Annotated in this window: 18 protein-coding genes; 3 read left to right on the top strand and 15 right to left on the bottom strand. The window is 64.5% G+C overall.

Annotated elements, in window-relative coordinates; genetic code table 11:
* Positions 1 to 11: 11 nt before the first annotated feature.
* On the bottom strand, positions 12 to 2123 hold the full coding sequence (locus EB835_RS12510) for a DNA gyrase/topoisomerase IV subunit B (RefSeq protein WP_135809805.1): 2112 nt from the start codon (positions 2121 to 2123) through the stop codon (positions 12 to 14).
* 115 nt (positions 2124 to 2238) lie between these two features.
* On the opposite strand from EB835_RS12510, the gene EB835_RS12505 reads away from it, so the two are divergent.
* Positions 2239 to 3084, top strand: a complete 846-nt coding sequence (locus EB835_RS12505; protein ID WP_135809804.1) for an N-acetylmuramoyl-L-alanine amidase — start codon at positions 2239 to 2241, stop codon at positions 3082 to 3084.
* A 132-nt stretch (positions 3085 to 3216) separates the two neighbouring features.
* On the opposite strand, the gene EB835_RS12500 is transcribed toward EB835_RS12505, so the two are convergent.
* On the bottom strand, positions 3217 to 4650 hold the full coding sequence (locus EB835_RS12500) for an RNA polymerase sigma factor (protein ID WP_240688722.1): 1434 nt from the start codon (positions 4648 to 4650) through the stop codon (positions 3217 to 3219).
* Positions 4651 to 4898: 248 nt separating this feature from the next.
* A complete protein-coding gene (locus EB835_RS12495) occupies positions 4899 to 6071 on the bottom strand; it encodes a DUF4192 family protein (protein ID WP_168216726.1) in 1173 nt (390 codons plus the stop codon).
* 300 nt (positions 6072 to 6371) lie between these two features.
* Here EB835_RS12495 and EB835_RS12490 point away from each other — a divergent pair, with 300 nt between their 5' ends.
* Together EB835_RS12490 and EB835_RS12485 are read left to right on the top strand one after the other, a co-directional pair.
* The gene (locus EB835_RS12490) at positions 6372 to 7124 is read left to right on the top strand and encodes a spermidine synthase (RefSeq protein ID WP_240688721.1); all 753 of its coding nucleotides are present in this window, start codon (positions 6372 to 6374) and stop codon (positions 7122 to 7124) included.
* Between the two features lie 172 nt (positions 7125 to 7296).
* Positions 7297 to 9528: a HelD family protein gene (locus tag EB835_RS12485; RefSeq protein WP_135809800.1), complete on the top strand. Its 2232-nt coding sequence runs from the start codon at positions 7297 to 7299 to the stop codon at positions 9526 to 9528.
* Positions 9529 to 9802: 274 nt separating this feature from the next.
* Here EB835_RS12485 and nrdR read toward each other — a convergent pair whose 3' ends face one another.
* The 12 genes from nrdR to murC form a co-directional block, all read right to left on the bottom strand.
* On the bottom strand, positions 9803 to 10300 hold the full coding sequence (nrdR, locus tag EB835_RS12480; RefSeq protein WP_135809799.1) for a transcriptional regulator NrdR: 498 nt from the start codon (positions 10298 to 10300) through the stop codon (positions 9803 to 9805).
* 2 nt (positions 10301 to 10302) lie between these two features.
* On the bottom strand, positions 10303 to 11613 hold the full coding sequence (gene hisD / locus EB835_RS12475) for a histidinol dehydrogenase (protein ID WP_135809798.1): 1311 nt from the start codon (positions 11611 to 11613) through the stop codon (positions 10303 to 10305).
* 194 nt (positions 11614 to 11807) lie between these two features.
* A complete protein-coding gene (gene dnaE / locus EB835_RS12470) occupies positions 11808 to 15365 on the bottom strand; it encodes a DNA polymerase III subunit alpha (RefSeq protein ID WP_135809797.1) in 3558 nt (1185 codons plus the stop codon).
* A gap of 108 nt (positions 15366 to 15473) precedes the next feature.
* Complete coding sequence (locus EB835_RS12465; RefSeq protein WP_135809796.1) at positions 15474 to 16397, bottom strand: RluA family pseudouridine synthase; 924 nt, start codon at positions 16395 to 16397, stop codon at positions 15474 to 15476.
* Positions 16390 to 16926, bottom strand: a complete 537-nt coding sequence (locus EB835_RS12460) for a signal peptidase II (protein WP_135809795.1) — start codon at positions 16924 to 16926, stop codon at positions 16390 to 16392. The genes EB835_RS12465 and EB835_RS12460 overlap by 8 nt, the downstream gene beginning before the upstream one ends.
* Positions 16927 to 17050: 124 nt before the next feature.
* Positions 17051 to 17845, bottom strand: coding sequence for a DivIVA domain-containing protein (locus EB835_RS12455; RefSeq protein WP_135809794.1), 795 nt, complete (start codon positions 17843 to 17845; stop codon positions 17051 to 17053).
* Between the two features lie 329 nt (positions 17846 to 18174).
* Positions 18175 to 18471, bottom strand: coding sequence for a YggT family protein (locus EB835_RS12450; protein ID WP_135809793.1), 297 nt, complete (start codon positions 18469 to 18471; stop codon positions 18175 to 18177).
* A gap of 93 nt (positions 18472 to 18564) precedes the next feature.
* Positions 18565 to 19083 (bottom strand): cell division protein SepF, encoded by a 519-nt coding sequence (gene sepF, locus EB835_RS12445; protein WP_135809792.1) that lies wholly within the window; start codon positions 19081 to 19083, stop codon positions 18565 to 18567.
* Between the two features lie 78 nt (positions 19084 to 19161).
* Positions 19162 to 19920, bottom strand: a complete 759-nt coding sequence (pgeF, locus tag EB835_RS12440) for a peptidoglycan editing factor PgeF (RefSeq protein ID WP_135809791.1) — start codon at positions 19918 to 19920, stop codon at positions 19162 to 19164.
* 1 nt (position 19921) lies between these two features.
* Positions 19922 to 21106 carry a cell division protein FtsZ gene (gene ftsZ, locus EB835_RS12435; RefSeq protein WP_135809790.1) on the bottom strand — a complete coding sequence of 395 codons (1185 nt, stop codon included), beginning with the start codon at positions 21104 to 21106 and terminating at the stop codon, positions 19922 to 19924.
* A 386-nt stretch (positions 21107 to 21492) separates the two neighbouring features.
* Positions 21493 to 22248 carry a cell division protein FtsQ/DivIB gene (locus EB835_RS12430; RefSeq protein WP_135809789.1) on the bottom strand — a complete coding sequence of 252 codons (756 nt, stop codon included), beginning with the start codon at positions 22246 to 22248 and terminating at the stop codon, positions 21493 to 21495.
* Between the two features lie 5 nt (positions 22249 to 22253).
* Positions 22254 to 23669, bottom strand: a complete 1416-nt coding sequence (gene murC / locus EB835_RS12425) for a UDP-N-acetylmuramate--L-alanine ligase (RefSeq protein WP_135809788.1) — start codon at positions 23667 to 23669, stop codon at positions 22254 to 22256.
* Positions 23670 to 23671: the final 2 nt, after the last annotated feature.

Below are 23671 nucleotides of genomic sequence, written 5' to 3'. Positions count from 1 at the left end.
CCCGGACTGGTTCAGCTGTCGATGCGTTCGGCGTCGAGGGCAGCGGCACCGGAGACGATGAATTCCTTGCGCGGACCGACCGACGATCCCATGAGGAGTTCGAAGGTGTTCTCCGCCATCTCGGCATCGGCCATCGTCACCCGGCGCAGGGTGCGCATGCTCGGGTCCATGGTCGTCTCGGCCAGCTGGTCGGCGTCCATCTCCCCGAGGCCCTTGTAGCGCTGAATGGGTTCCTTGTAGGTCTTCTTCTGCTTCTCGAGCTTCTTCAGCAGAGCGTGGAGTTCCGCTTCGGTGTAGGTGTAGACGATGTCATTGGGCGTTCCGCGCTTCGTCACGACCTCGACTCGGTGCAGCGGCGGCACAGCGGCGAACACGCGCCCGGCTTCGACCAACGGCTTCATGTACCGGAAGAACAGGGTGAGCAGCAGAGTGCGGATGTGGGCACCGTCGACATCAGCATCGGTCATGATGACGACTCGACCGTATCGGGCGGCGTCGATATCGAAGCTGCGCCCTGAACCGGCGCCGATGACCTGAATGAGCGCTGAGCACTCGACATTGGCGAGCATGTCGGCCAAAGTCGCCTTCTGCACGTTGAGGATCTTCCCGCGGATGGGGAACAGCGCCTGGTGGTCGGAGTTGCGGGCGGCCTTCGCCGTGCCCATCGCCGAGTCGCCCTCAACGATGAACAGTTCTGTGTTCTCCACTCCGTTGTCGCGGCAGTCGTAGAGCTTCGCCGGCAGCGAGGAGGCTTCCAACGCGGTCTTGCGTCGCTGATTCTCCTTGTGGGTGCGGGCAGAGATGCGTGACTTCATCTCGGCCACGACCTTCTCCATGAGAACCGCGGCCTGCAGCTTCTCGGCACGTTTGGCCGAGGCGAGCACATCGCCGAGCTGTGTCTCGACGGTCTTTGCCACGATCTGTCGCACTGCGGCAGTGCCGAGGACCTCTTTGGTCTGCCCCTCGAACTGGGGTTCGGCCAGCTGCACGGTGACCACGGCGGTGATGCCGGCGAGCACATCGTCTTTCTCAAGCTTGTCCTTGCCGACCTTGAGCTTGCGCGCGTTGGCGTCGACGGCCTTGCGCATCGCCTTCAAGCAGGCCTGTTCGAACCCGGCGAGGTGGGTGCCGCCCTGCGGTGTGGCGACGACGTTGACGAAGGACTTCAGCTTCGTGTCGTAGCCGGTCCCCCAGCGCAGTGCGATATCGATACCGACCTCGCGTTCGACTTCCTTGGACTCGAGGTGACCCGAGGAGTTGAGAACCGGAACGGTCTCCTTGAACGTGCCGGTGTTCTGCAATCGCCACGTGTCGGTGATCGGCGGGTCGATGGAGAGGTGGTCGACGAATTCGGTGATTCCGCCGTCGAACTTGAACACCTCTTCACGCTCTTCGATGACGGCACCGGTCTCGTCGCGGGCGACCCCGCGACGATCGACGATGCGCAGTTCGAGGCCGGGAACGAGGAACGCGGTCTGGCGGGCGCGTTCGACCAGATGCGGATAGTCGAACTGGGCCTTGGCGAGGAAGATCTGCGGATCGGCCCAGTACTGGACGCGAGTGCCTGTGGCACCGCGCTTGGCCTTGCCGACGATGTCGAGACCGGTCGGCTCCTGGAAGGCCTCGAACGGGTTGTCCGGGCTCGGGGTGCCGGACGAGTCGTCGAAGCGTCCCGGCACACCTCGGCGGAAGGACATCTTGTGCACCTTCGATCCGCGGGTGACCTCGACGTCGAGGCGTGCCGACAGAGCGTTGACGACCGAAGCGCCGACACCGTGCAGACCACCTGAGGCGGCGTAGGACGAGCCGCCGAACTTACCGCCGGCGTGGAGCTTGGTCATGACGACCTCGACTCCGGTCAGGCCGGTCTTCGGTTCGATGTCGACGGGGATGCCGCGGCCCTTGTCGGTGACCGCCACCGAGCCGTCGGCGGCGAGTTCGATGAGGATCTCGGATCCGAAACCGCCGAGGGCCTCATCGACGCAGTTGTCGATGATCTCCCACAGGCAGTGCATGAGACCGCGGGAATCGGTCGTGCCGATGTACATGCCGGGTCGTTTGCGAACCGCCTCAAGACCGGACAGGACGGACAGGTGCCTGGCGCCGTAGCTTTCGTCTTCCACACAATTCCTCTCGTTCGATTAAATTCTAATCGCTGGGGGCTCAGGACCCTATTCTCGGCGGGTCGTGTCGGGAACCGATCCGGACGAACTGCCGCAGAGCTGAAACAATGGGTCCATGCGTCATCGCCTGCTCGTGCCGAGCCTCCTCGCCTCTGCTGGTCTCTGCCTCCCCGGTCTGACGGCCTGTTCCCACGACTCGTCGGCACCGGGGCAGGCGACTGAGAGGGCTGAGACCGCCGGTCAGTCGGCGTCGGCCGGCGGAGGTCCCGAAGATGCCGGGACCGCGGGTGAGACCACCTCGGCGCAGGCAGCCGACGCGGATCTGAAGGGGAAGGTCATTGCGCTCGATCCTGGGCACAACGGCGGCAATGCAGCGCACCCGGAGGAGATCAATCGGGAAGTTCCGGACGGCCGGGGCGGGACCAAGGCGTGCAACACCACGGGCACGTCGACGAACTCGGATTATCCGGAAGCCGATTTCACATGGTCGGTGGCGAAGAAGCTGAAGACGTCGCTGACCGACGCCGGAGCAGAGGTCGTCCTCAGCCGTAAGGACAACAAGGGAGTGGGGCCATGTGTGGATGAGCGCGGAACCTTCGCCGACGATGCGGACCTGCTCGTGAGCATCCACGCCAACGGCAGCGAGTCGAGCTCGGTGAAGGGCTACCACATCATCGTGGCCGATCCCGGAGAAGACGAGAAGACCGAGGCGGCCTCCGTGGATCTGGCGAAATCCGTGGGGAAGTCGATGGGCGAGGAGTTCACCGCGAACAAGGCCTACGGAAAGGCGGCGATCAGCCGGCGACCGGACCTCGCCGGGTTGAACAATGCCTCCGTTCCCGCCGTCATCGTCGAATGCGGAGAGATGCGCAACCGTTCCGAAGCGAAGGTCATGGAGTCGAAGTCCGGGCAGCGGAAGTACGCCGATGCCCTGTTCGACGGCATCGTCGACTGGTTCTGAATCGGACACGGTGTGTCCGATTCCGGCCCTCGAGCAGCTCATCGTCATGGACCGGGAACGCCGAACGCCCCTGGGAAGTCTCCAGGGGCGTTCGCGGGCCTCGACTCGAGGATGAACCGGTCGAGACGAACCTCAGTCGAGGTAGTCGCGCAGCACCTGTGAGCGGGACGGATGGCGCAGCTTGGCCATCGTCTTCGACTCTATCTGGCGGATGCGCTCCCGCGTGACGCCGTAGACCTTGCCGATCTCGTCGAGGGTCTTCGGCTGGCCGTCGTTGAGTCCGAACCGCATGGACACCACTCCAGCCTCACGTTCCGAGAGCGTGTCGAGCACGGAGTGCAGCTGCTCCTGGAGGAGGGTGAAGCTCACCGAGTCTGAGGGCACAACGGCTTCGGAGTCCTCGATGAGGTCGCCGAATTCCGAGTCGCCGTCTTCGCCCAGCGGAGTGTGCAGCGAGATGGGTTCGCGACCGTACTTCTGAACCTCGACGACGCGCTCGGGCGTCATGTCGAGTTCCTTCGCGAGCTCTTCCGGAAGCGGTTCGCGACCGAGGTCCTGCAGCATCTGGCGCTGTACGCGGGCGAGTTTGTTGATGACCTCGACCATGTGCACCGGAATGCGGATCGTACGGGCCTGATCGGCCATTGCGCGGGTGATGGCCTGACGGATCCACCACGTGGCGTAGGTCGAGAACTTGAAGCCCTTTGTGTAGTCGAACTTCTCGACGGCGCGGATGAGTCCGAGGTTGCCTTCCTGGATGAGGTCGAGGAAGAGCATTCCACGGCCGGTGTAGCGCTTGGCCAGGGACACGACGAGTCGGAGGTTGGCCTCCAACAGATGGTTCTTCGCGATGCGACCGTCGTGGATGATCCACTTGTAGTCCATCGTTTCGCGAGGCTCGGTCACCTCTCCGCCGTCGAGCAGGTGCTCGGCGTACATTCCGGCCTCGATGCGCTTGGCCAGGTCGACCTCCTCGGCGGCGTTGAGCAGTGCCACCTTGCCGATCTGCTTGAGGTAGTCCTTGACCGGATCAGCGGTCGCACCGGCGGAGACGACCTGCTGGGCAGGTGCATCTTCTTCGTCGGCGTCGGAGACGATGAAGCCTCCGGCCTCGGCCACGGCGGCGTTCTTCTCCTTCTCCTCCGAGTTCTTCGTCTCGGTCGCCTCGGCGGGGCTCTCCTCTGTGGCCAGGGCGTCCGCAGCCGGTTCGACCTCCTCGGTGGTGTCGATAACGTCGTCGGCCTTCTTCTCCTTGGTCGCCTTCTTGGCTTCCTTGGCGGCGGTGGCCTTCGTCGTGGTCTTCTTCGGAGCAGCCGTCGACTTCGCTTCGGTCTTCGTCGCCGTCGACTTGGTCTCAGCGGTCTTGGCGGCGGTCGTCTTCTTCGCAGCGGTCGTCTTCTTCGACGCAGCTGTCTCGGTCGCTGCCTTCTTGGCTCCGCCGGCGGTCGTCTTCTTCGCAGTGGACTTCGACGCCGCAGCGGTCTTGGATCCACCGGTCGGGGTCGTGCCGGCCGTTCCCTCCGACTTCTCCGTCACCGTTGTGGATTCCTTGTCGACTCTGGGCACGTGTTCACCTTTCGCGAGCGTTGAAACTTCCCCATGCATTCGGACAGTACTAAGACCCAAGTCAAGTGGTCCGCGTGCGGTCCGGGGCGAACGCATAGTCCGCCCATCGTGCAATGACTGGGTCAACGCTTAATTTTCTCACGTTATTCCCGGCTTTGCGAATCGGCCCCAGAAGACTCCGAGGCGATCCGCCCGGTCTGCCCATGAGAACACTGGGACCCGCAAGACTGTTCCCGCTCGCCGAGTCCTCAGATGGTCGAACGCTGCGTCTCCGTCAGCCACCGAGGCAGGCACCCCATGTTCACAGCACTGATGATGAGTTCGGCCAGACCGTGCTCGGATTCGAGTTCGACGGCGGCCAGCGCATAATTCAGCGCCATCGTCGACCCGCCCAATGCCCATTCGAACCAGGCGATGACGGCATAGGTGTTGGCGCGTGCCTGCGGGTGTCCGGCCTGCAGATAGACCTTGAGGAAGGCGATGGTGAGCAGGATGTCTCGCGGCTGGGGTGCTCGGGATGAGAGTCCGACGAGCTGCTGGGCGGCGTGAGTCTGGGCCACGACGCGTCGGCTCATCGCACAGAGTCCGTCGCCGTCGAGTTCCCTGACCAGGGAGGGCGGGAAGTCGGGGTGGTCGAAGCTGAGGATCATCTCAACGGCGTCACGGGACCAGATCTCGACGAGCAGGGTATCGAATGCCATCACGGTCGGCAGGTCCATCAGGTCGTGGATGCGCACCTTGTCGAACGGTTCGTCCTCGTGTCGCATCGTTTCCAGCCGCGGATAGACGTCGGCGAGGATCGTGAAGGCCTCATCGGTGCCCATCCACTCCTGAGCATGTCCACGGCGACTGTCGGCAAAGGCCTCGGCCGGCATCGGGGAGATGACCAGATCCTCGGGGTCGGCGACCGGATTGGATCCGCCGGCGACGAGTTCCGTGGCACACGCCGAGGTGGTCGCCTCGATCAGTGGTGTGCAGTCGTATCCGTCCTCATCGATGCGCCCGAAGTGGTCCTGATTGACCCACCAAGCACTGAGCGTGTCGACGCTTCTGGCGGCGAATGCCACGGCCAGTTCGTCGATCGCCGCCCGGATGAGGCCACGGTGGACCTCGGCGTATTCGGAGTCGGCACCGGCCCCGAAGGCACTGATCGGCTGGTAGTCATCGTCGTAGAGGACGAGGAAGACGCCGGTGACCGTGCAGGCGCGCATGATGAGGTCGGCGTACCAGCCGCCGCCTTCGGCCAGAGTCTGTGCCGCGCTCTCCCGGTCGAAGTCGATGCGCAGCGTCGTCGAACTGGCCTGGCCACCATTCTTCTCGGTGCCGACGATGACGGCGACGAGACTGCGCCGCGGGGTGTAGCCCAGATTGTGGGGGATGATTCCGATGATGTCTTCGGGTGTGCGGGCCGGTGTCTTCATTGTGTCCTCCTTGGTCGGGGTGGAGCGTGTTGGTCGCGGTGCATCGTGACGGCTGGAGCTGTTCCCGTGCTTGGGATGGCGCCTGCGGCGGCGGTGGTTTTCCACTCCAGCCGATACCGAGCCGATTCCTCCAGAGCCCGCTCTTCGCCTGTGGACGACCCGAACTGGTCCACAGCGCACTGATGGGCGAGTCGTGATCGTCCTCCCCACGTCAATCAGGGCCGAATTGCCTCCAGGCCCTCGCTGACATACAAGTGAGGGGTGGCGAAGAGACGGATATACACAGCTCCTGGTTCTCAAGTGGTCGACATCTCGACGGGCGAGGCCCGGTTGGAGAAGCTCGACGGTGAGGCCGATTCCTACGTCCTCCATGTCAATGGGGTCCCCTCCTCATCGATCACTCTCAGTGATCCGCAGCGATTGGACTTCGAGTACCTGGATTGGATGCGTCGGATCATCGACGTCGAACTCCCCGCCGGATCGCTGCGGGCCGCCCATATCGGTGCCGCCGGCTGTGCTCTGGCTCGGGCCCTCGATTCGGCACGGCCCGGGTCGAAGCAGACGGCGATCGACATCGACGCCAAGCTGCTCGACTTCGCGCGCGAGTGGTTCGACCTGCCCCGCTCCCCCGCCCTGGCTCTGCGTGCCGGTGACGGTGCTGTGGAGATCGGGAAGTTCCGGCCCGATGCCCTCGACGTCCTCGTCCGGGACGCCTTCGATCACGACTCGGTCCCGTCGTCCCTGCAGACAGCTGAGTTCTTCGCCTCCTGCGCCGAGGCGGTCAAGGACTCCGGCATCTATATCGCCAACGTCCCCGACAGCGGTGACCACCACATCCTCCGGTCCGAGCTGCGCGGCCTCGGCGAACACTTCGCACACCTGGCGGCAGCGACGGAACCGGCGATCCTCAAAGGACGTCGACGCGGCAACGTCGTCGTCCTCGCATCCAATACTCCGCCGGATATCGCCGGTCTCGACCGCAGTCTGCGCACCGCCGCCTCTTCTGCGACATTCCTGGCCGGAGCCGGCCTGCGCTCCCGCCTCGGTCTCTGATTCCCGCGCCTGCCTGCGCCCTGGTCTGAGACAACCGCGCCTGCCTGTCCCAGGTGGAGATGCTGGTGCGCCCGCAGTGCGAATGTGAGGTACGCCCCGGTGCGAAATGACGTTGCGACTACAGACGCCGGGGAAAGTTCGGCATAATTGAATGCCGACCCAAGAAGGTGAGATGACCGAAACTTCAGAAATTCGTGTTGAGCAGACCAAGCTCGACGAGCTCTATGCCCGCCTCGATGAGCTCCGAGAGGAGGCGACGGCCCGCCTGGGCACGGTGAGGATCTCCGAGGTCGGAGGCAATCATCAGCATCGCACCGAACGCGATGCCTTCGCCACACTGTACGAAGATCAGCTCATCCGCCTCGACAGCGCCGAGGAGGGACTGTGCTTCGGTCGTCTCGACATCGTCGACGAAGACGCCCCCACGTATATCGGTCGCATCGGACTCACCGACGAACAGCGACAGCAGATCCTCATCGATTGGAGAGCCCCTGCCGCCGAGCGCTTCTACCAGTCGACTGCCGCCAATCCCGATGGGATCGCCCGTCGCCGTCACCTCGTCACCGCGAACCGGTTGGTCACCGGCATCGAAGACGATGTGCTCGACATCGACGCGCTCGACGATGCTCAGCGGTCGAACCTGCAGGGCGAGGGCGCTCTGCTCGCCGCGCTGACGACTCACCGCACCGGTCGGATGGGCGATATCGTCGCAACCATCCAGGCCGAACAGGACGCGATCATCCGCCGTCCGCTCTCCGGCGTCCTCGTCGTCCAGGGCGGACCAGGCACCGGCAAGACCGCGGTCGCCCTCCACCGTGCCGCATTCCTGCTCTACCGACACCGGGAGCGCATCGCGAAATCGGGCGTCCTCCTCGTCGGCCCGTCGACGGTGTTCCTCAAGTACATCGAGAAGGTCCTGCCCAGCCTCGGCGAGACCGGGGCCGTCCTGCTCACCCCGGGCCAGCTCTACCCCGGACTCGAGACGGATGCCACCGATGCACCGGCCGTCGCCGAGATCAAGGGCCGCTCCGTCATGGCCCGAGTGCTGAAGAACCACGTTGCGAACTACCAGCGCATCCCAGACCACGACGTCGAGATGCGGGTGCGTTCGCACACGATCGTGCTGCGTCGCCGCGACGTCCAGTCCGCGCGCGATCGGGCCCGTCGCAGCGGAGATCCCCACAATGCCGCTCGCACCGGCTTCGTCACCGGGCTGTTGAAGACCCTCGCCGAGGATCTTGCCCGGGAGATGGGAATGGATTCGGCCGGAGACCGGCTGCCCGAGCTGCTCGAGGATCTGCGCTCTTCAATCGACGTCCGTCGCGCCCTCAACCTCGCTTGGTTCCCCATCGCCCCCGGCGCGGCCCTGCGGGCCCTTCTGGGCAGACCGCACAAGCTTCAGGCCGCCGCGCGCAGGCTCCTCAGCCCGGCCGAGCAGACGATTCTGCTCGAGCAGGGTCGCGATGAGTTCACGGTCGAGGATGTGCCGCTGCTCGATGAGCTGGCCGAGCTTCTCGGCTCCGCTCCGCAGCAGACCCAGGCCCGGGACGATTCGGCCCGCGAATACGCCGAAGCCGTCGTCGATATGACCGAGACCGGCGGAATGGTCTCGGCCGAGATGCTCGCGTCCCGCTGGGAGGAGCAGGGACCGGCGATGACCCTGGCCGAACGCGCCCTCGAGGACCGGGAGTGGACGTACGGCCACCTCGTCGTCGACGAGGCGCAGGAGCTCTCTGCCATGCAGTGGCGGGTCCTCTTCCGCCGTGTGCCGTCGAAGTCGGCCACCGTCGTCGGCGACCTCGCCCAGTCCTCGCAGGTCGACAGTGCCCGCACCTGGTCGTCGATCCTGTCCGAGTTCGTCGGGGACCGTTTCGCCCTTCAGGTGCTCACGGTCTCCTACCGCACCCCGCAGTCGGTGATGGATCTGGCCAACCGGTACCTGCATCGGCATTTCCCTCAGCTCGAACTCGTCGAGTCGGTGCGCCAGGGAGGTTCGGATCCGCAGCTGGATTCCTTCGCAGACGAGTCGGAGATGTTGGCTGCCCTCCCTGCGGCGGCTGCGGCCGAGGTCTCCGCCGCCGAAGGTGGGAAGATCGCTGTCATCGCTGATGAGGAGCTCATCGAGCCCATCGCCGAGGTGATCGTGGACTTTGACTTCGGACGCTCGGTCACGGGTTTGGACCATCAGATCGCCCTCATCACCCCTCAGCAGGCCAAAGGCCTTGAGTTCGATTCGGTGATCATCGTCGAACCCGGCCGCATCGCCCCGGCGGACAGCGAGGCAGGCGTCGGAGGTCTCTATGTGGCGCTGACACGAACGACGGAACGACTGCGCGTCCTGGCTTCCATGTCCACGGAGCTGACCGAACTCTTCTCCGCCGAGGCGGTCCGCCGGGCCGGCTGACCGCCCCTCCCAAATTGCTACCTGACGGCGGCTCTGCAACCTTGCGCGAGGTTGCAGAGCCGCCGTCAGGTAGCAAGGGTGGGAATCTTGGCCGTGGGGTGAATGTGAAAGGCCGCTTGGGTTCGGCTTCCCCTCCGAACCGCAAGCGGCCGCGCGCCGAAGCGCGCACGTTCAATACTACACAACTATTTCTGTACGCCGGTACTCGAGACGAAGATTTCTGACGGAAATCTCAGCGGTCTCAGAATCCGGTCACACGGACGCTCCGATACGCTCAGTCGGCGAAGTCTTCGGGGGTGGGTTCGCGGGTCTGACCGGACTGCAGCAGCGCATCGGCACGCAGCGAATCGATCGCGGCCTCGAAGTCTTCGAGCGAGTCGAATCCCTGGTATACGCTGGCGAAGCGCAGATAGGCCACCTGGTCGAGTTCACGCAGCGGTTCGAGAATCGACAGACCGACTTCGTCGGCGTCGATCTCGGCGATTCCGCGCGACCGGATGTTCTCCTCCACCCGCTGCGCGAGCTTCGCGAGATCATCGTCGCTGACCGGGCGTCCCTGGCAGGCTTTGCGCACACCCGACATGATCTTCTGCCGGGAGAACTCCTCGGTGACTCCGGAACGTTTGATCACCGACAGGCTCGTGGCCTCCATCGTGGTGAAGCGGCGGCCGCAGTGACGGCATTGTCTGCGCCGGCGGATAGCGGCGCCGTCTTCACTGGTCCTCGAATCGACGACTCGCGAATCGGACTCACGGCAGAACGGACAACGCATATCTACTCCTCGAACCTGATGTCGACAGCTCGGCCGTGGGCCGGCAGCTGTTCGCTGGAGGCGAGGACGCCGATGTGTTCGGCCACCTCGGACAGGGCCTCCCGGTCATAGTCGATGACCTGGCTGACCTTGATGAATGAGTGCACGCCCAGACCCGAACCGTGAGCGGCGGTGCCCATCGTGGGCAGCACATGGTTCGACCCGGCACAGTAGTCACCCAGTGACACCGGTGCCCAATCGCCGAGGAAGATCGCTCCCCCGTTCGTGATCCGTGCCGCGACCGCTGCGGCATCGGCTGTGTGGACCTCGACGTGCTCACCGGCATAGCCGTTGACCACGGTGATCCCGGCGTCGAGGTCGTCGACGATCACGATCGCCGACTGTCTTCCGGCCAGAGCCGTGGAGATCCGTTCGGTGTGCTGCGCTGACGGCACCTGCACATCCAGCTCCCGCTGCACCGCCTCGGCGAGTTCGGGAGAGTTCGTGACCAGCACCGAGGCGGCCAGTTCATCGTGTTCGGCCTGGCTGATGAGATCGGCGGCGACGAAGCGCGGATCGGCCTGGTCGTCGGCGAGGATGATGATCTCCGTAGGCCCGGCGACCGCGTCGATGCCGACGCGGGAGCGGACGAGGGACTTCGCCGCAGCCACGTAGGCGTTTCCGGGGCCGGTGATGAGGTCGACGGGTTCGAGTTCCTCTCCGTCGTCGAAGCCGAAAGCCATGGCGCCGATTGCCTGTGCTCCGCCCATCGCCCAGACTTCGCCCACGCCGAGGATGTGTGCGGTGGCGAGCACTGTCGGGTGCGGCAGACCGCTGCTCTGGGGCGGGCTGGCGATCGCCAGTGAGTGCGCACCGGCTGTCTGCGCCGGGACGACGTTCATGATCACCGTCGAAGGATACACGGCCAGTCCGCCCGGCACATAGAGTCCGACGCGTTCGACCGGCAGGTGGCGGGTGGTGACGAAGGCACCGGAGGCCAGCTGAGTGCGGACATCGGCGGGGCGCTGGTCGGCGGCGACCTGCCGGGCCCGAGCGATGGATTCGACGAGCGCGGACTTGACCGTGGGATCGAGTTCGGCCGCGGCTTCGGCCAGCGCCGATTCAGGTACGCGCAGCGCCTCGGGCCGCACTCCGTCGAAGCGTTCGGTGAAGTCCTTCACCGCGGCCGCTCCGTCGGCGGCGACGGTGTCGAGCAGTTCGGCGACGCGACGTTCGATATCGGCATGGGTCTCGGCGGCTCGCGGCAGCTTCTGTGCCAGAAATCGCTTGTTGAGGGTCTCACCACGGAAGTCCAGAATGTTCACCCGCACCATTCTAGTCTCCGCAGCAACACCGGAGGCTTCCGGCCCGAAGTGCGGACGAACGGCACGATCAGCGAAACGGTGTGCCCTTCTCTCAACTGCTCACCGAAGAACGTGGGCGGTTCAGAGAAGGGTGTACCGAAACAGCCTGCGCGAGACGCTGCCTGCAGCCGCTCAGCAGATGTGAGCGGGGATGCAGCTGAGACTCAGACGCTGAGGCAGCGGGAGCCCAACAGCGCCTTCAGGTCTCCGTAGAGGCTCGGGTTCGGGTCGACCCGGATCGACCGATCAAGACGCATCACCGTCTGCCGTCCCGGCTGGGACAGGGTGATGTGGACGTCGGTCTGACCCTTGTTGGATTCGAGGATCCGTCGCAGCTTCGTGGCCATCTCCTCGGTCGCCTTCTCCATCGGCATGGTCAGGTTGAGCGGGCGATCGTTGGGGTCGGTGACATCGGGAATCGTCATCGACATCGCCATCAGTGAGGTCGGACGGTCATCGGAGGTGCGGATGCGTCCGGTCAGGGAGATCACGAGGTCGGTCGCCAGCAGGCTCGCCACGGGTTCGTAGGTGTCACCGAAGAACATCACTTCGATCTCGGCTTCGAGGTCCTCCACGGTCACGATCGCATAGGGACGTCCGGAGTTCTTCGACACCTTCCGTGTGACCTGCGTGATCATTCCGCAGACCTTGACCTGGGATCCGTCGTGTCGGTGCGATTCCGGATCGACCACCTCGGCGATGGAGGCCTCGGATTCGGCGGCCAGGACGCCTTCGAGTCCGTTGAGCGGGTGGTCGGAGACGTAGAGGCCGATCATGTCGCGTTCGAACGACAGTTTCTCCTTCTTCTCCCACTCCGGACGGTCGGGGATGGTCACGGAGAATCCAGGTGAGTCGTCTCCTCCGCCGAGCCCGGCGAAGAGATCGAACTGTCCATTGGCCTCCTGCCGCTTGACACCGATGACGGAGTCCACGGCCTCTTCGTGGACTTCGACGAGGGAGCGACGGCTGTGCCCGAGTGAGTCGAAGCCGCCGGCCTTGATGAGCGATTCGATCGTGCGCTTGTTGCATACGTGGCTGGGCACCTTGTCGAGGAAATCCGTGAACGAGGTGTAGGCGCCCTTCTCTTTGCGGGCTTCGACGATGCCTTCGACGACATGGGCGCCGACATTGCGGACCGCGCCCATGCCGAAGCGGATATCGGTGCCGACCGGGGTGAAGTGCAGGGCCGAGTCATTGACGTCCGGCGGCAGCACGGTGATGCCGAGCCGACGACACTCGTTGAGGTAGATTGCGAGCTTGTCTTTGTTGTCACCGACCGAGGTGAGCAGGGCCGCCATGTATTCGGCCGTGTAGTGGGCCTTGAGGAAGGCCGTCCAGTAGGACACGAGTCCGTAGGCGGCGGAGTGTGCTTTGTTGAACGCGTAGTCCGAGAACGGCAGCAGAATGTCCCACAGGGCTTGGGCTGCGGCCTCGGAATAGCCGCGTTCCTTCATTCCGCCGAAGAAGCCGACCTGCTGCTTGTCGAGCTCGGACTTCTTCTTCTTGCCCATCGCACGACGGAGGATATCGGCCTGGCCGAGCGAGTAGCCGGCGACCTTCTGCGCGATCGCCATCACCTGCTCCTGGTAGATGATGAGACCGTAGGTGGTGTCGAGGATCTCCTTGAGCGGCTCCTCGAGCTCCGCGTGGATCGGGGTGACCTCCTGCAGACCGTTCTTGCGCAGTGCGAAATTCGTGTGAGAATCGGCACCCATCGGGCCCGGACGGTAGAGCGCAATGGTCGCCGAGATGTCTTCGAAGTTGTCGGGCTTCATCAGTCGCAGCAGGGCACGCAGGCCACCGCCGTCGAGCTGGAACACGCCGAGGGTGTCGCCACGGGACAGCAGCTCGTAGGCACCTTGGTCGTCGAGGGTCAGATGTTCGAGGTCGAGGTCGAAGTCCCGGTTGGCCTTGATGTTCTCCACCGCGTCGGAGATGATCGTGAGGTTCCGCAGGCCCAGGAAGTCCATCTTGATGAGCCCGAGGCCCTCAGAGGTCGGATAGTCGAACTGCGTGATGACCTGACCGTCCTGGAACCGACGCATGATCGGAATGACGTCGATGATCGGGTCCGAGGACATGATGACGCCGGCGGCGTGGACACCCCACTGCCGCTTCAGACCTTCCAGACCCTTCGCGGTCTCGAAGGTCTCTCGGGCTTCCGGATCGGTGTCGACGAATTCGCGGAACTCGCCGGCTTCCTTATAGCGCTTGGACTCCGGGTCCTCGATGTCCTTGAGCGGAATGTCCTTGGCCATCTCCGCCGGCGGCAGCGCCTTCGTCAGCCGCTCACCCATCGAGAAGGGTTTGCCGAGCACGCGGGCGGAGTCCTTCAGCGCCATCTTCGTTTTGATCGTGCCGTACGTGACGATCATCGCCACACGCTCATCGCCGTACTTCTCGGTCACATAGTCGATGACCTCGCCGCGGCGACGATCATCGAAGTCCACGTCGAAGTCGGGCATGGACACACGGTCCGGGTTGAGGAAGCGCTCGAAGAACAGCCCGTGCTGAAGCGGATCGAGGTCGGTGATGCGCATCGCGTAGGCCACCATCGAACCGGCACCCGAACCACGGCCGGGCCCGACACGGATGCCGTTGTCCTTCGACCAGTTGATGAAGTCGGCGACGACGAGGAAGTAGCCGGGGAAGCCCATCGAGATGATGATGTCGAGTTCGTAGTCGGCCTGTCTGCGGACATCGTCGGGAACACCGCCCGGGTACCGATAGTCCAGGCCCTTCGCGACCTCCTTGATCAGCCATGAGGTCTCGTCCTCGCCAGGAGGGCACGGGAACTTCGGCATATAGTTCGCCGAGGTGTCGAAGGAGACTTCGCACTTCTCGGCGATCTCGAGAGTGTTGTCGCAGGCTTCGGGGAACTCTTTGAACAGGGACCGCATCTCCGCAGGCGTTTTGAGGTAGTAGCCGGAGCCGGAGAAGGCGAAGCGCGAACCGCCCTGATCATAGGTGGGCTCGATGAGTTTGGAACCGGATTGGATGGCCAGCAGCGCTTCGTGCGCCTTCGCATCCGATTCATGCGTGTAGTGGAGGTCGTTGGTGGCCACCAGCGGAATGTCGAGCTCCTTCGACAGCCGGATGAGGTCCTTCGTTACTCGCTTCTCGATCGAGAGACCGTGGTCCATGAGCTCGACGTAGTAGTTGTCCGCACCGAAGATCTCACGGTACTTCCCGGCCGCTGCCTTGGCCTCTTCGTACTGGCCAAGGCGCAGACGCACCTGGATCTCCCCCGACGGGCAGCCGGTGGTGGCGATGAGTCCGTCGGAATAGGTCTCGAGCAGATCCTGGTCCAGCCGCGGCCATTTCGCGGTCACCGAGTCGAGAGAGGCATAGGACGATGCCTTGAAGAGGTTCCGCATGCCCGTGTTGTTCCGCGACAGCAGGGTCATATGTGTGTAGAGACCACCGCCGGAGAGGTCGTCGCTCTTCTGTGACTCGTCGGTGCGCCACTTCACGCGTGTCTTGTCGCGGCGGTCGGTGCCCGGGGTGACATAGGCTTCGACGCCGATGATGGGTTTGATTCCGGCGGCGGTCGCCTGAGACCAGAAGTCGAAGGCTCCGAACAGATATCCGTGGTCGGTCGTGGCGATCGCGGACATCCCCGATGCCTTCGTCGCCGCCATCAGATCGGCCAGCCGGGCCGCACCGTCCAACATGGAGTATTCGGTGTGGACGTGGAGGTGGACGAAGTCCTCATTCGGCACTGGGCGCCGCCTTCCTGAAGTTGCCGGTGGTGCGCCCCCAGCTTAGTCCATCAGCTGCGTTTCAGGAGGCTTCGGAGACTGTTGCTCCGCGCACCTTCGACGCGGCGTTCAGTTCGGTCGGATGCGGTCGAGCGCGGTCTGCAGATCCTCCGGATAGCCGCTTTCGAATTCGACCCACTTCTGCGTGTCGGGGTGGTGGAAGCCGAGTTTGACGGCATGCAGCCACTGGCGTTCCAGGCCGAGGTCCTTCGCCAGGACCGGGTCGGCGCCATAGGGCAGATCGCCGACGCAGGGGTGTTTGGTGGCAGAGAAGTGGACGCGGATCTGGTGGGTGCGTCCGGTCTCCAGGTGGATCTCGACGAGCGCGGCACGACGGTGGGCTTCGATCACCTCGTAGTGGGTGATCGCGTTCTTGCCTTCGGTTCGCACAGCATAGAGCCCGTCGTGCTTCGGGTGACGGGCGATCGGGGCGTCGATGGTGCCGAGCACCGGGTCGGGCAGACCCTGGACGACCGCATGGTAGGTCTTGTCGACCGTGCGTTCTTTGAAGGCGCGTTTGAGCACGCTGTAGGCGTATTCGCTCTTGGCCACGACCATCAGCCCGGAGGTGCCGACGTCGAGTCGCTGCACGATGCCCTGGCGTTCGGGCGCACCCGAGGTCGCGATGCGAAAGCCCGCCGCGGCGAGTCCGCCGACGACGGTGCGTCCGGTCCAGCCGAGCGCCGGATGCGCGGCCACACCGACCGGTTTGTCGACGACGACGAAGGCATCCTCATCGTGGACTATGCGCATTCCCGGCACGGGGTCGGGCACGACCTCGAGGGGCCTCTTGGGTTCGGGCAGCATGATGTCGAGCCGTTCACCGGCGATGACACGATCGGATTTGATGACCGGGCGCCCGGACATCTCCACTCCCCCGTCGGCGCAGATATCTGCTGCCGCGGTGCGGGAGAGACCGAGCAGCTTCGACATAGCAGCGTCCACACGCTGACCGTCGAGTCCCTCAGGGACGAGGATGGAACGTTCAGTCATGAGAGTCCTCTTTCACACGTGTGGAGTCCGATCCGTCGATGTCGATGCCCTTGAGGCTGACGATGACGAGGGTCACTGCGGCGGCGGAGATCGCGATGTCCGCGACATTGCAGATGAACAGGGACAGATCGATGAAGTCGACGACGGCTCCGTGCAGGAACGACGGTTCGCGGAAGAGCCTGTCGACGAGGTTGCCGAAGAGTCCGCCCAAGAGCAGACCGAGGCCGATCGCCCAAGCGCGTGACCCCAGTCTGCGTGAGATCACGAGGACAGCGATGAACACGCCGACGGCGATGATCGGGAAGATCCACGTCACGTTCGATCCGAGTCCGAGTGCGGCTCCGGGGTTGCGGTAGAAGGTGAAGCCGGCGAGAGAGCCGATCACGGGCACCGGCGGCTGCCCCTCGAGGAGGGCGACGGCCAGGAATTTTGTGAACTGATCGATCACGAGCACGGTCGCCGCGATTGCGAACAGCAGAGCCATCATGGCGGCACGAGGTCTCTTCACCCGTGTGGCAGGATCGTTCATTTGGTTCATTCTAGCCCACCGCCGGCCGTGCCGGACTCAGCCGTGGGCTTCTGCACTGCGCGGACATGACGGAGGCCCGGGTACCCCGCAGAGTTCCCGGACCTCGGTCGCTGGAGCTTGAGTATCAGAGCTTGTGGTTCGACGAACCGCCCAGCGGATTGTTTCCGTCGAGGGTCTCCGGAGCCAGGCTCGTGGAGTTCTCGAGGTCCCGCAGCTGATCGTTGAGGTAGCTCTTCAGCCGCGTGCGGTACTGACGTTCGAAGTTCGAGAGCTGGTCGATCGAACGCTCGAGGGTCGACTTCTGCGACTCGAGGGTCGACAGCGTTTCGTCGCGCTTGGATTCGGCCTTGCCGACGATGTCGGCGGCTTCCTTCTCGGCACCCTTGATGAGCTCGTCGCGCTTGCGCTCACCTTCGGCAACATGTTCGTCGTGGACGCGCTGAGCCAGAGCGATGAGACCATGAGCGTCTCCGTCGCCGCCGACTGCGGCAGCACCGAGCCCCGCTCCTGCGGCTCCGCCGACGGCCATCGCCGGTGCAGCAGAGCTCTCCTGGGGAGCCGGAGCGGCTTCCTTGACGACCGGGGCAGGGGTCTCTTCGACCGGTGCCGGAGCGGCAGGTGCCTCGGCCGGTGCCGGAGCCTCTTCCTTCTCCTCGGGTGCAGGAACCGCGGCGGGCATCGCCTGAGTGGCGTCGATGTCCTGGGCCGGAGCGGCGGAGGCACCGCCGGCTTCGAGTTCCTTCACACGCTGTTCGGCGGTGGAGAGCTTCTGACGCAGTTCGTCGTTCTCCTGGTAGAGACGGCGAATCTCAACGACGACCTCGTCAAGGAAATCGTCGACTTCGTCCTGGTCGTACCCGTCGCGGAACTTCACATGCTGGAACCGCTTGTTTACTACGTCTTCAGGCGTGAGCGCCATGAGGTCACCTTCGGTCGATCTACATTCATTACGCTGCCGCCCCGAAGGACGGCTTCAACGTCACATTAGCGTAACACCTGCAGTTTTGTCCCGCAGTAATGGCGTGTCTCGCATTCAATGACGAAGTTCTCCGTATCCGAGGCTAACAAGCCGGGCACACGAACAGCCAATTCCGGTGAGCATATTCACCATTTATCCGGTAATCATGCAATCGAATATCGGTAACCGATCAGGGCATTCCTAAAGCTTTCCCCAGCATTCATTCGCAGCGACCCAGCAGCTGAGATCACCGTGATGGCGAGGATCGGGCAGGGGCGTGCGAGAGCAGATCAACTGGCAATCGCCAGGCTGCGGAAGACCCCGGCGATGATCTGGACGCCGATGAGCAGAACGATGAATCCGAGGTCGAGCGAGACCTGCCCCAGGCGCAGCGGCGGAATCACCTTGCGCAGCAGCCTCACCGGCGGGTCGGTGAGTGTGTACACGAACTCGGCGAGGATGAGCAGGAAGCCGGACGGCCTCCAATCGCGGGAGAACACCTGGACCAGGTCGAGTACGACCCTGGCCAGGAGTACGTAGACGTAGATGCTCAGTACGACACTGATAAGACCGAACACGATATTCAAGTGGGTCCCCCGCGCCTTTCGTTGTTGCTTGCGTTCCGACGCTTCAGCCTATCGGCTCCAGCTGAGGACGAGTTGAGAGATTCTCCGGCACGTTCAGCTCTGGTTGAAGAAGCTCGCCTGGGTGTCCGAATCGGCTTCGTTCTCGCCTGCGACCTCGATGTTCTCGGGAGTCAGCAGGAAGACCTTGTTCGTCACGCGTTCGATCGATCCGTGGAGGCCGAAGATCAGGCCGGCGGAGAAGTCGACGAGGCGTTTGGAGTTGTTCTCGTCCATCTCCGAGAGGTTCATGATCACCGGAGTTCCCTCGCGGAAGGCGGCACCGATGACCATGGCGTCGTTGTAGCTGCGGGGATGGATGGTCCTGATGCGATTCATTGAGGTTCCTGGCGCCGGGGTGTCTACGGGACGGATCGGTGACGGATGGATGGATGTCACCGGGGCCGGAGTCCGCTCTTCCGCTGCTGCCGGTTCGTCGTACTGGTCGACGTCGTCGAAGGTCTCGACGACTTCACGATCCCGGTGGGCGGGTTCACGACGGTCGGTGCGCTCCGCGGTCTCGTCCTCTTCTTCGACGAAACCCAGGTATTCCAGCGTCTTCTTGATTGCTGACATGTCTAAAGCTCCTCGGACTTCGGCACTTGCTCACCTGAGGCCCAAACTATCGCACCCGAGCATCTGGGCTGGTGAGTCCTATGGGTGTGTCGCGGTCTTTTCTTCCTGCAGCCAGATGATCCCGGCGAACCGTCCCGTGCGCTTCTGCCGGCGGTAGGAGAAGAGATCCTCGGACTCCTTCGTGCAGGTGCGTGAGAAATGATCGATGGTCACGCCTGCCCGGCCCAGCTGTTCAGCGACGGCTCCGGCGACGTCGAGTGCCGGTGTGCCGGTCACCGACACCGAGGCGGCCGTCGGTTCGATCGCTGCGACCTGACTTCTCAGCTCGGCGGGGACTTCGTAGCAGCGGGGGCAGACCGAGGGGCCGATGACCGCGTGGATGTCCTGCGCCCCGGCCTCGCGCATGGCGGCGACGGTCGTTCCGACTACGCCCGCTGCCATGCCCGGGCGACCCGCATGGACGCCGGCGATGACCCCGGCTTCGGCATCGGCGAGCATGATCGGGGTGCAGTCGGCGACCATGATCGCCAGCCCGATCCCGGGCGCAGTCGTTATCTGGGCATCGGCTTCGACCGGTGCCTGCCGCAGCTGTGCCTCATCGGTGAGGGTGTGCACATCGGTGCCGTGGACCTGGGAGACGAACGAGAGCCGCTCTCCGCTCAGGCCGATGACCTGAGCGAGAGCGGCTCGGTTGGCTGCGACGAGTTCGTCATCGTCTCCGACATGACGGGCGAGGTTGAACGAGGAGAAGTCCCCGCTCGAATAGCCGCCGTGTCGGTCGGTGAAGGCGACATGAGCGGTGCGCCTGCCCGGGATGACGAACCTCGAGCGCAGCATATTACTTGAGGAAGTCCGGGATGTCGAGGTCGGAGTCGATGTTCGAGCTGCTGCGCTCGCTCGGCAGCGAAGCGGGAATCTGATGTTCCTCGCTGCGGCGGGCGGGCGCTGCCGGCTCGTCGCCCTCCGGAGACTCGGTCTCGGATTCGGCGATGACAGGCGACTCGGTCTCGGTCTCCGCCGGAGCGGCCGGGATCGGTGCCGGGATCTGATCGGATCCGGCGGTCTCCGCGTTCGGAGACGAGTTGTCGAAGCCGGCAGCGATGACGGTCACGCGGCATTCGTCACCGATGTTGTCGTCGATGACGGCACCGAAGATGATGTTCGCTTCTGGGTGCGCGGCCTCCTGCACCAGACGCGCGGCCTCGTTGACCTCGAAGAGCCCGAGGTCGCCGCCGCCGGTGATGCAGAAGAGCACTCCATGGGCTCCGTCGATGCTGGCTTCCAGCAGCGGGGACGCGATGGCGGATTCGGCGGCCTGTACGGCGCGGTCGTCTCCGGTTGCGGCGCCGATGCCCATGAGCGCGGTTCCGGCGTCCTGCATGACCGATTTCACGTCGGCGAAGTCGAGGTTGATCAGACCCGGCACCGAGATCAGGTCGGTGATGCCCTGCACACCGGAACGCAGGACCTCATCGGCGGAGCGGAACGCTTCGACGACGGAGACGCTGCGGTCGGAGATCGAGAGCAGACGATCGTTGGGGATGACGATGAGGGTGTCGACCTCTTCGCGCAGTGCCGCGATTCCGGCTTCTGCCTGCGCGGACCGTCGACGTCCTTCGAAGGTGAATGGGCGGGTGACGACGCCGATGGTCAGTGCGCCGAGCGAACGGGCCACCCGGGCGACGACGGGAGCCGCGCCCGTTCCCGTGCCTCCGCCTTCGCCGGCGGTGACGAAGACCATGTCCGCACCTTCGAGGGCGTCGCGGATGGCGTCTTCGGATGAATCGGCGGCCTTCCGCCCGATCTCCGGGTCGGCTCCTGCGCCGAGTCCTCGAGTCTGATCACGGCCGATCTCGAGCTTGACATCGGCGTCGGAGAGGACGAGTGCCTGAGCATCGGTGTTGATTGCGATGAACTCCACGCCGCGCAGGCCGACGTCGATCATCCTCTGCACAGCGTTGACACCGCCGCCGCCGGTTCCGGCAACCTTGATATCCGCTCCGGATTGTGGGAATTCAGCCAAGTCGGTTCCTCGTCTCAAGCGCTTCGGTCACGCAGGGTCTGCGTGTGCAATCGGTCTGTGTTCTCTGCCCTGAGGCTATTGGGCGGGGCAACATCACTGCAACCATTCTCCCCGGAGTGTCGGACTTCGGCCAAACTCTGCGCCCGGTGTGTCGGGGCCAAACGGAGGCAATCCTGCCGACTGCCCGATGTGGGGCGGCCACGGAGGTCGCACAGTCAGGGCGCCCGGACGGTTCGAGGCTCGATCGATTCAAGTCTCGGTCGGTTCGAGGTTCGGTCGGTTCGAGGTTCGGTCGATTCGAGGCCCGGTCTGTTCGAGTTTCGGACGGTTCGAGTTTCGGACGGTGCTCGACGCCCGGGCGGTCTGACGCCCGGTCAGTCCGGGACTCAGTCGGTCACGGGCACCGAGGGCACCGAGACATCGATCTCGGTGCGGCCTTCGGCGGCGAGTTGGGCGGCGGTGCGCATTTTCAGGCTGGAGTCGGAAGCATCGCCGAACACGACCGCGGCTTTCTGTTCGCCTGTGTCGAGGCGTCCTCTCAGACTCATGGAGTCTTTGGCTTCGAGCGTCACCAGCTGGCGACGCAGCTCCGGCCGCAGGTCGCCCATGAAGCGGATCACCGCGGACACGGTCTCTCTGTCCGGCTGATGTCCGCCGCCGCTGAGCACGGTGAGGTCCTTCGGCGCCGTGTCGACTGTTCCGAGGTCGACGGCCGCGGAGTCGTAGAGACGGTAGCCGGACTCGCCTTCGATCGCGATGACGGGGGTGCGATCCGTGATCTCGATCTTCAGTGCCCGGGGACCGGCATAGTGGACGGAGGCCGCTTCGGCTTTCGGGAACTCCTCGAGCACGGACTTCTCGACCGCACCAGGGCGCACCTGTGGCAGCGGTCTGCCGCCCTGACTGTCGCGCACGAAGTCGCTGACCCGGTCGGCGTCGACCAGCCGACTGCCGCTGACCTGCACTTTCTGCAGGGACAGCAGAGGTGAGAACCAGGCGACGGCGACGATGGCGATGAGTGCTGCGACGATGCCGATGGCATAGAGTCGGCGGCGCCAGATCTGCCGACGACGGGCCCGGATGACTCCGGTGAGATCCGCAGTGGAGTTGTCACCGGCCCTGGCCGGGGGAAGCGGCACCATCGACCTCAGCTCTCCAGTGCGCTCAGCAGCTCGGGTCCGAGGATCGTCACGTCACCGGCGCCGACGGTGAGCACGAGGTCGCCGGGCTTCACTCGGGCGGCGACGAATGGAACCGCCTCGGCGAAGGATTCCAAGAAGGTGACATTCTCGTGCGGGACCCGGTCGGCGATGAGCGCACCGGTGACTCCGGGCACGGGATCTTCGCGGGCGGGGAAGACGTCGAGGACGACGACCTCATCGGCCAGGCCGAGGGCATGGCCGAATTCTTCCCGGAACTCCATCGTCCGCGAGTACAGATGCGGCTGGAAGATCGCCCACACGCGTCCCTCGTCGGTGACGACTCCGCGGGCGGCGCTGAGCACGGCGCGCACCTCGGTGGGGTGGTGGGCATAGTCGTCGATGACTCGCACTCCGGCTGCGATGCCGCGTTCTTCGAATCGGCGGCGGGTGCCGCCGTATCCGGCGAGTCCGGTGGCCGCGCGTTCGACGTCGGCACCGAGGCTGTGCGCCACGGCGATCGCGGCGGTGGCGTTGAGTGCGTTGTGCAGTCCCGGCTGCCGCAGTTCGACCTGCAGCTCTTCGTCTCGCCCGGGCAGGTCGAGGACGAAGGACGAGCCGATTCCGGAGTCGAGGTCGCGCAGCACGACATCGGCATCGTCGGAGGTGCCGTAGAGGACGACATCGGCTCCCTGACTGCGTGAGTGCAGGGCGACGTCGTGGGAACCCGGGTCATCGGAACAGGCGATGATGGTGCCGCCGCGGGACTGGATGCCGTCGCAGAATTCGATGAAGGCTTCGCGCACCTTCTCCGGTGTTCCGTAGTGGTCGAGGTGGTCGGCCTCGACGTTCGTGAGGATGCCGATGGCCGGTTCGTAGAGGAGGAACGATCCGTCGGATTCGTCGGCCTCGGCGACGAACACGTCTCCGGTGCCAAGGTGAGCGTTCGTGCCCGTCGTCGACAGCACTCCCCCGATGACGAAGGACGGATCGACTCCGCAGGCCTGGAGTGCCACGGTGGTCATCGACGTGGTCGTGGTCTTTCCGTGGGTTCCGGCCACGGCCACGGCCCGCCGGTCGACCATGAGCGAGGCCAGGGCGCCGGACCGGTGGAGGATGCGCAGTCCCCGACGCTGGGCTTCGACGAGTTCGGGGTTGTCCCTGCGGATGGCTGAGGAGATGACGAGGGTATCGGCCTCGCCGAGGTTGTCGGGCGAATGCCCGATCGTGACGGTGGCGCCCAAGGTGCGGAGCACATCGACGACATTGGATTCCTTCGCATCCGATCCGGAGACGGTGACTCCGTTCATGACCATGATCCGGGCGATTCCGGACATCCCCGAGCCGCCGATGCCGATGAAGTGGACGGCTCCGAGTTCACCGACGGGAACGATGTTCGCAGGGCTCGTGTTCGCAGAGGTCATTG

This window comes from Brevibacterium sp. S22 (assembly GCF_004745485.1).
In the GTDB taxonomy this organism is placed as follows: Bacteria; Actinomycetota; Actinomycetes; order Actinomycetales; family Brevibacteriaceae; genus Brevibacterium.
Note: the sequence above shows the minus strand (reverse complement) of the source record. Positions and strands in the feature narration are given on the sequence as shown.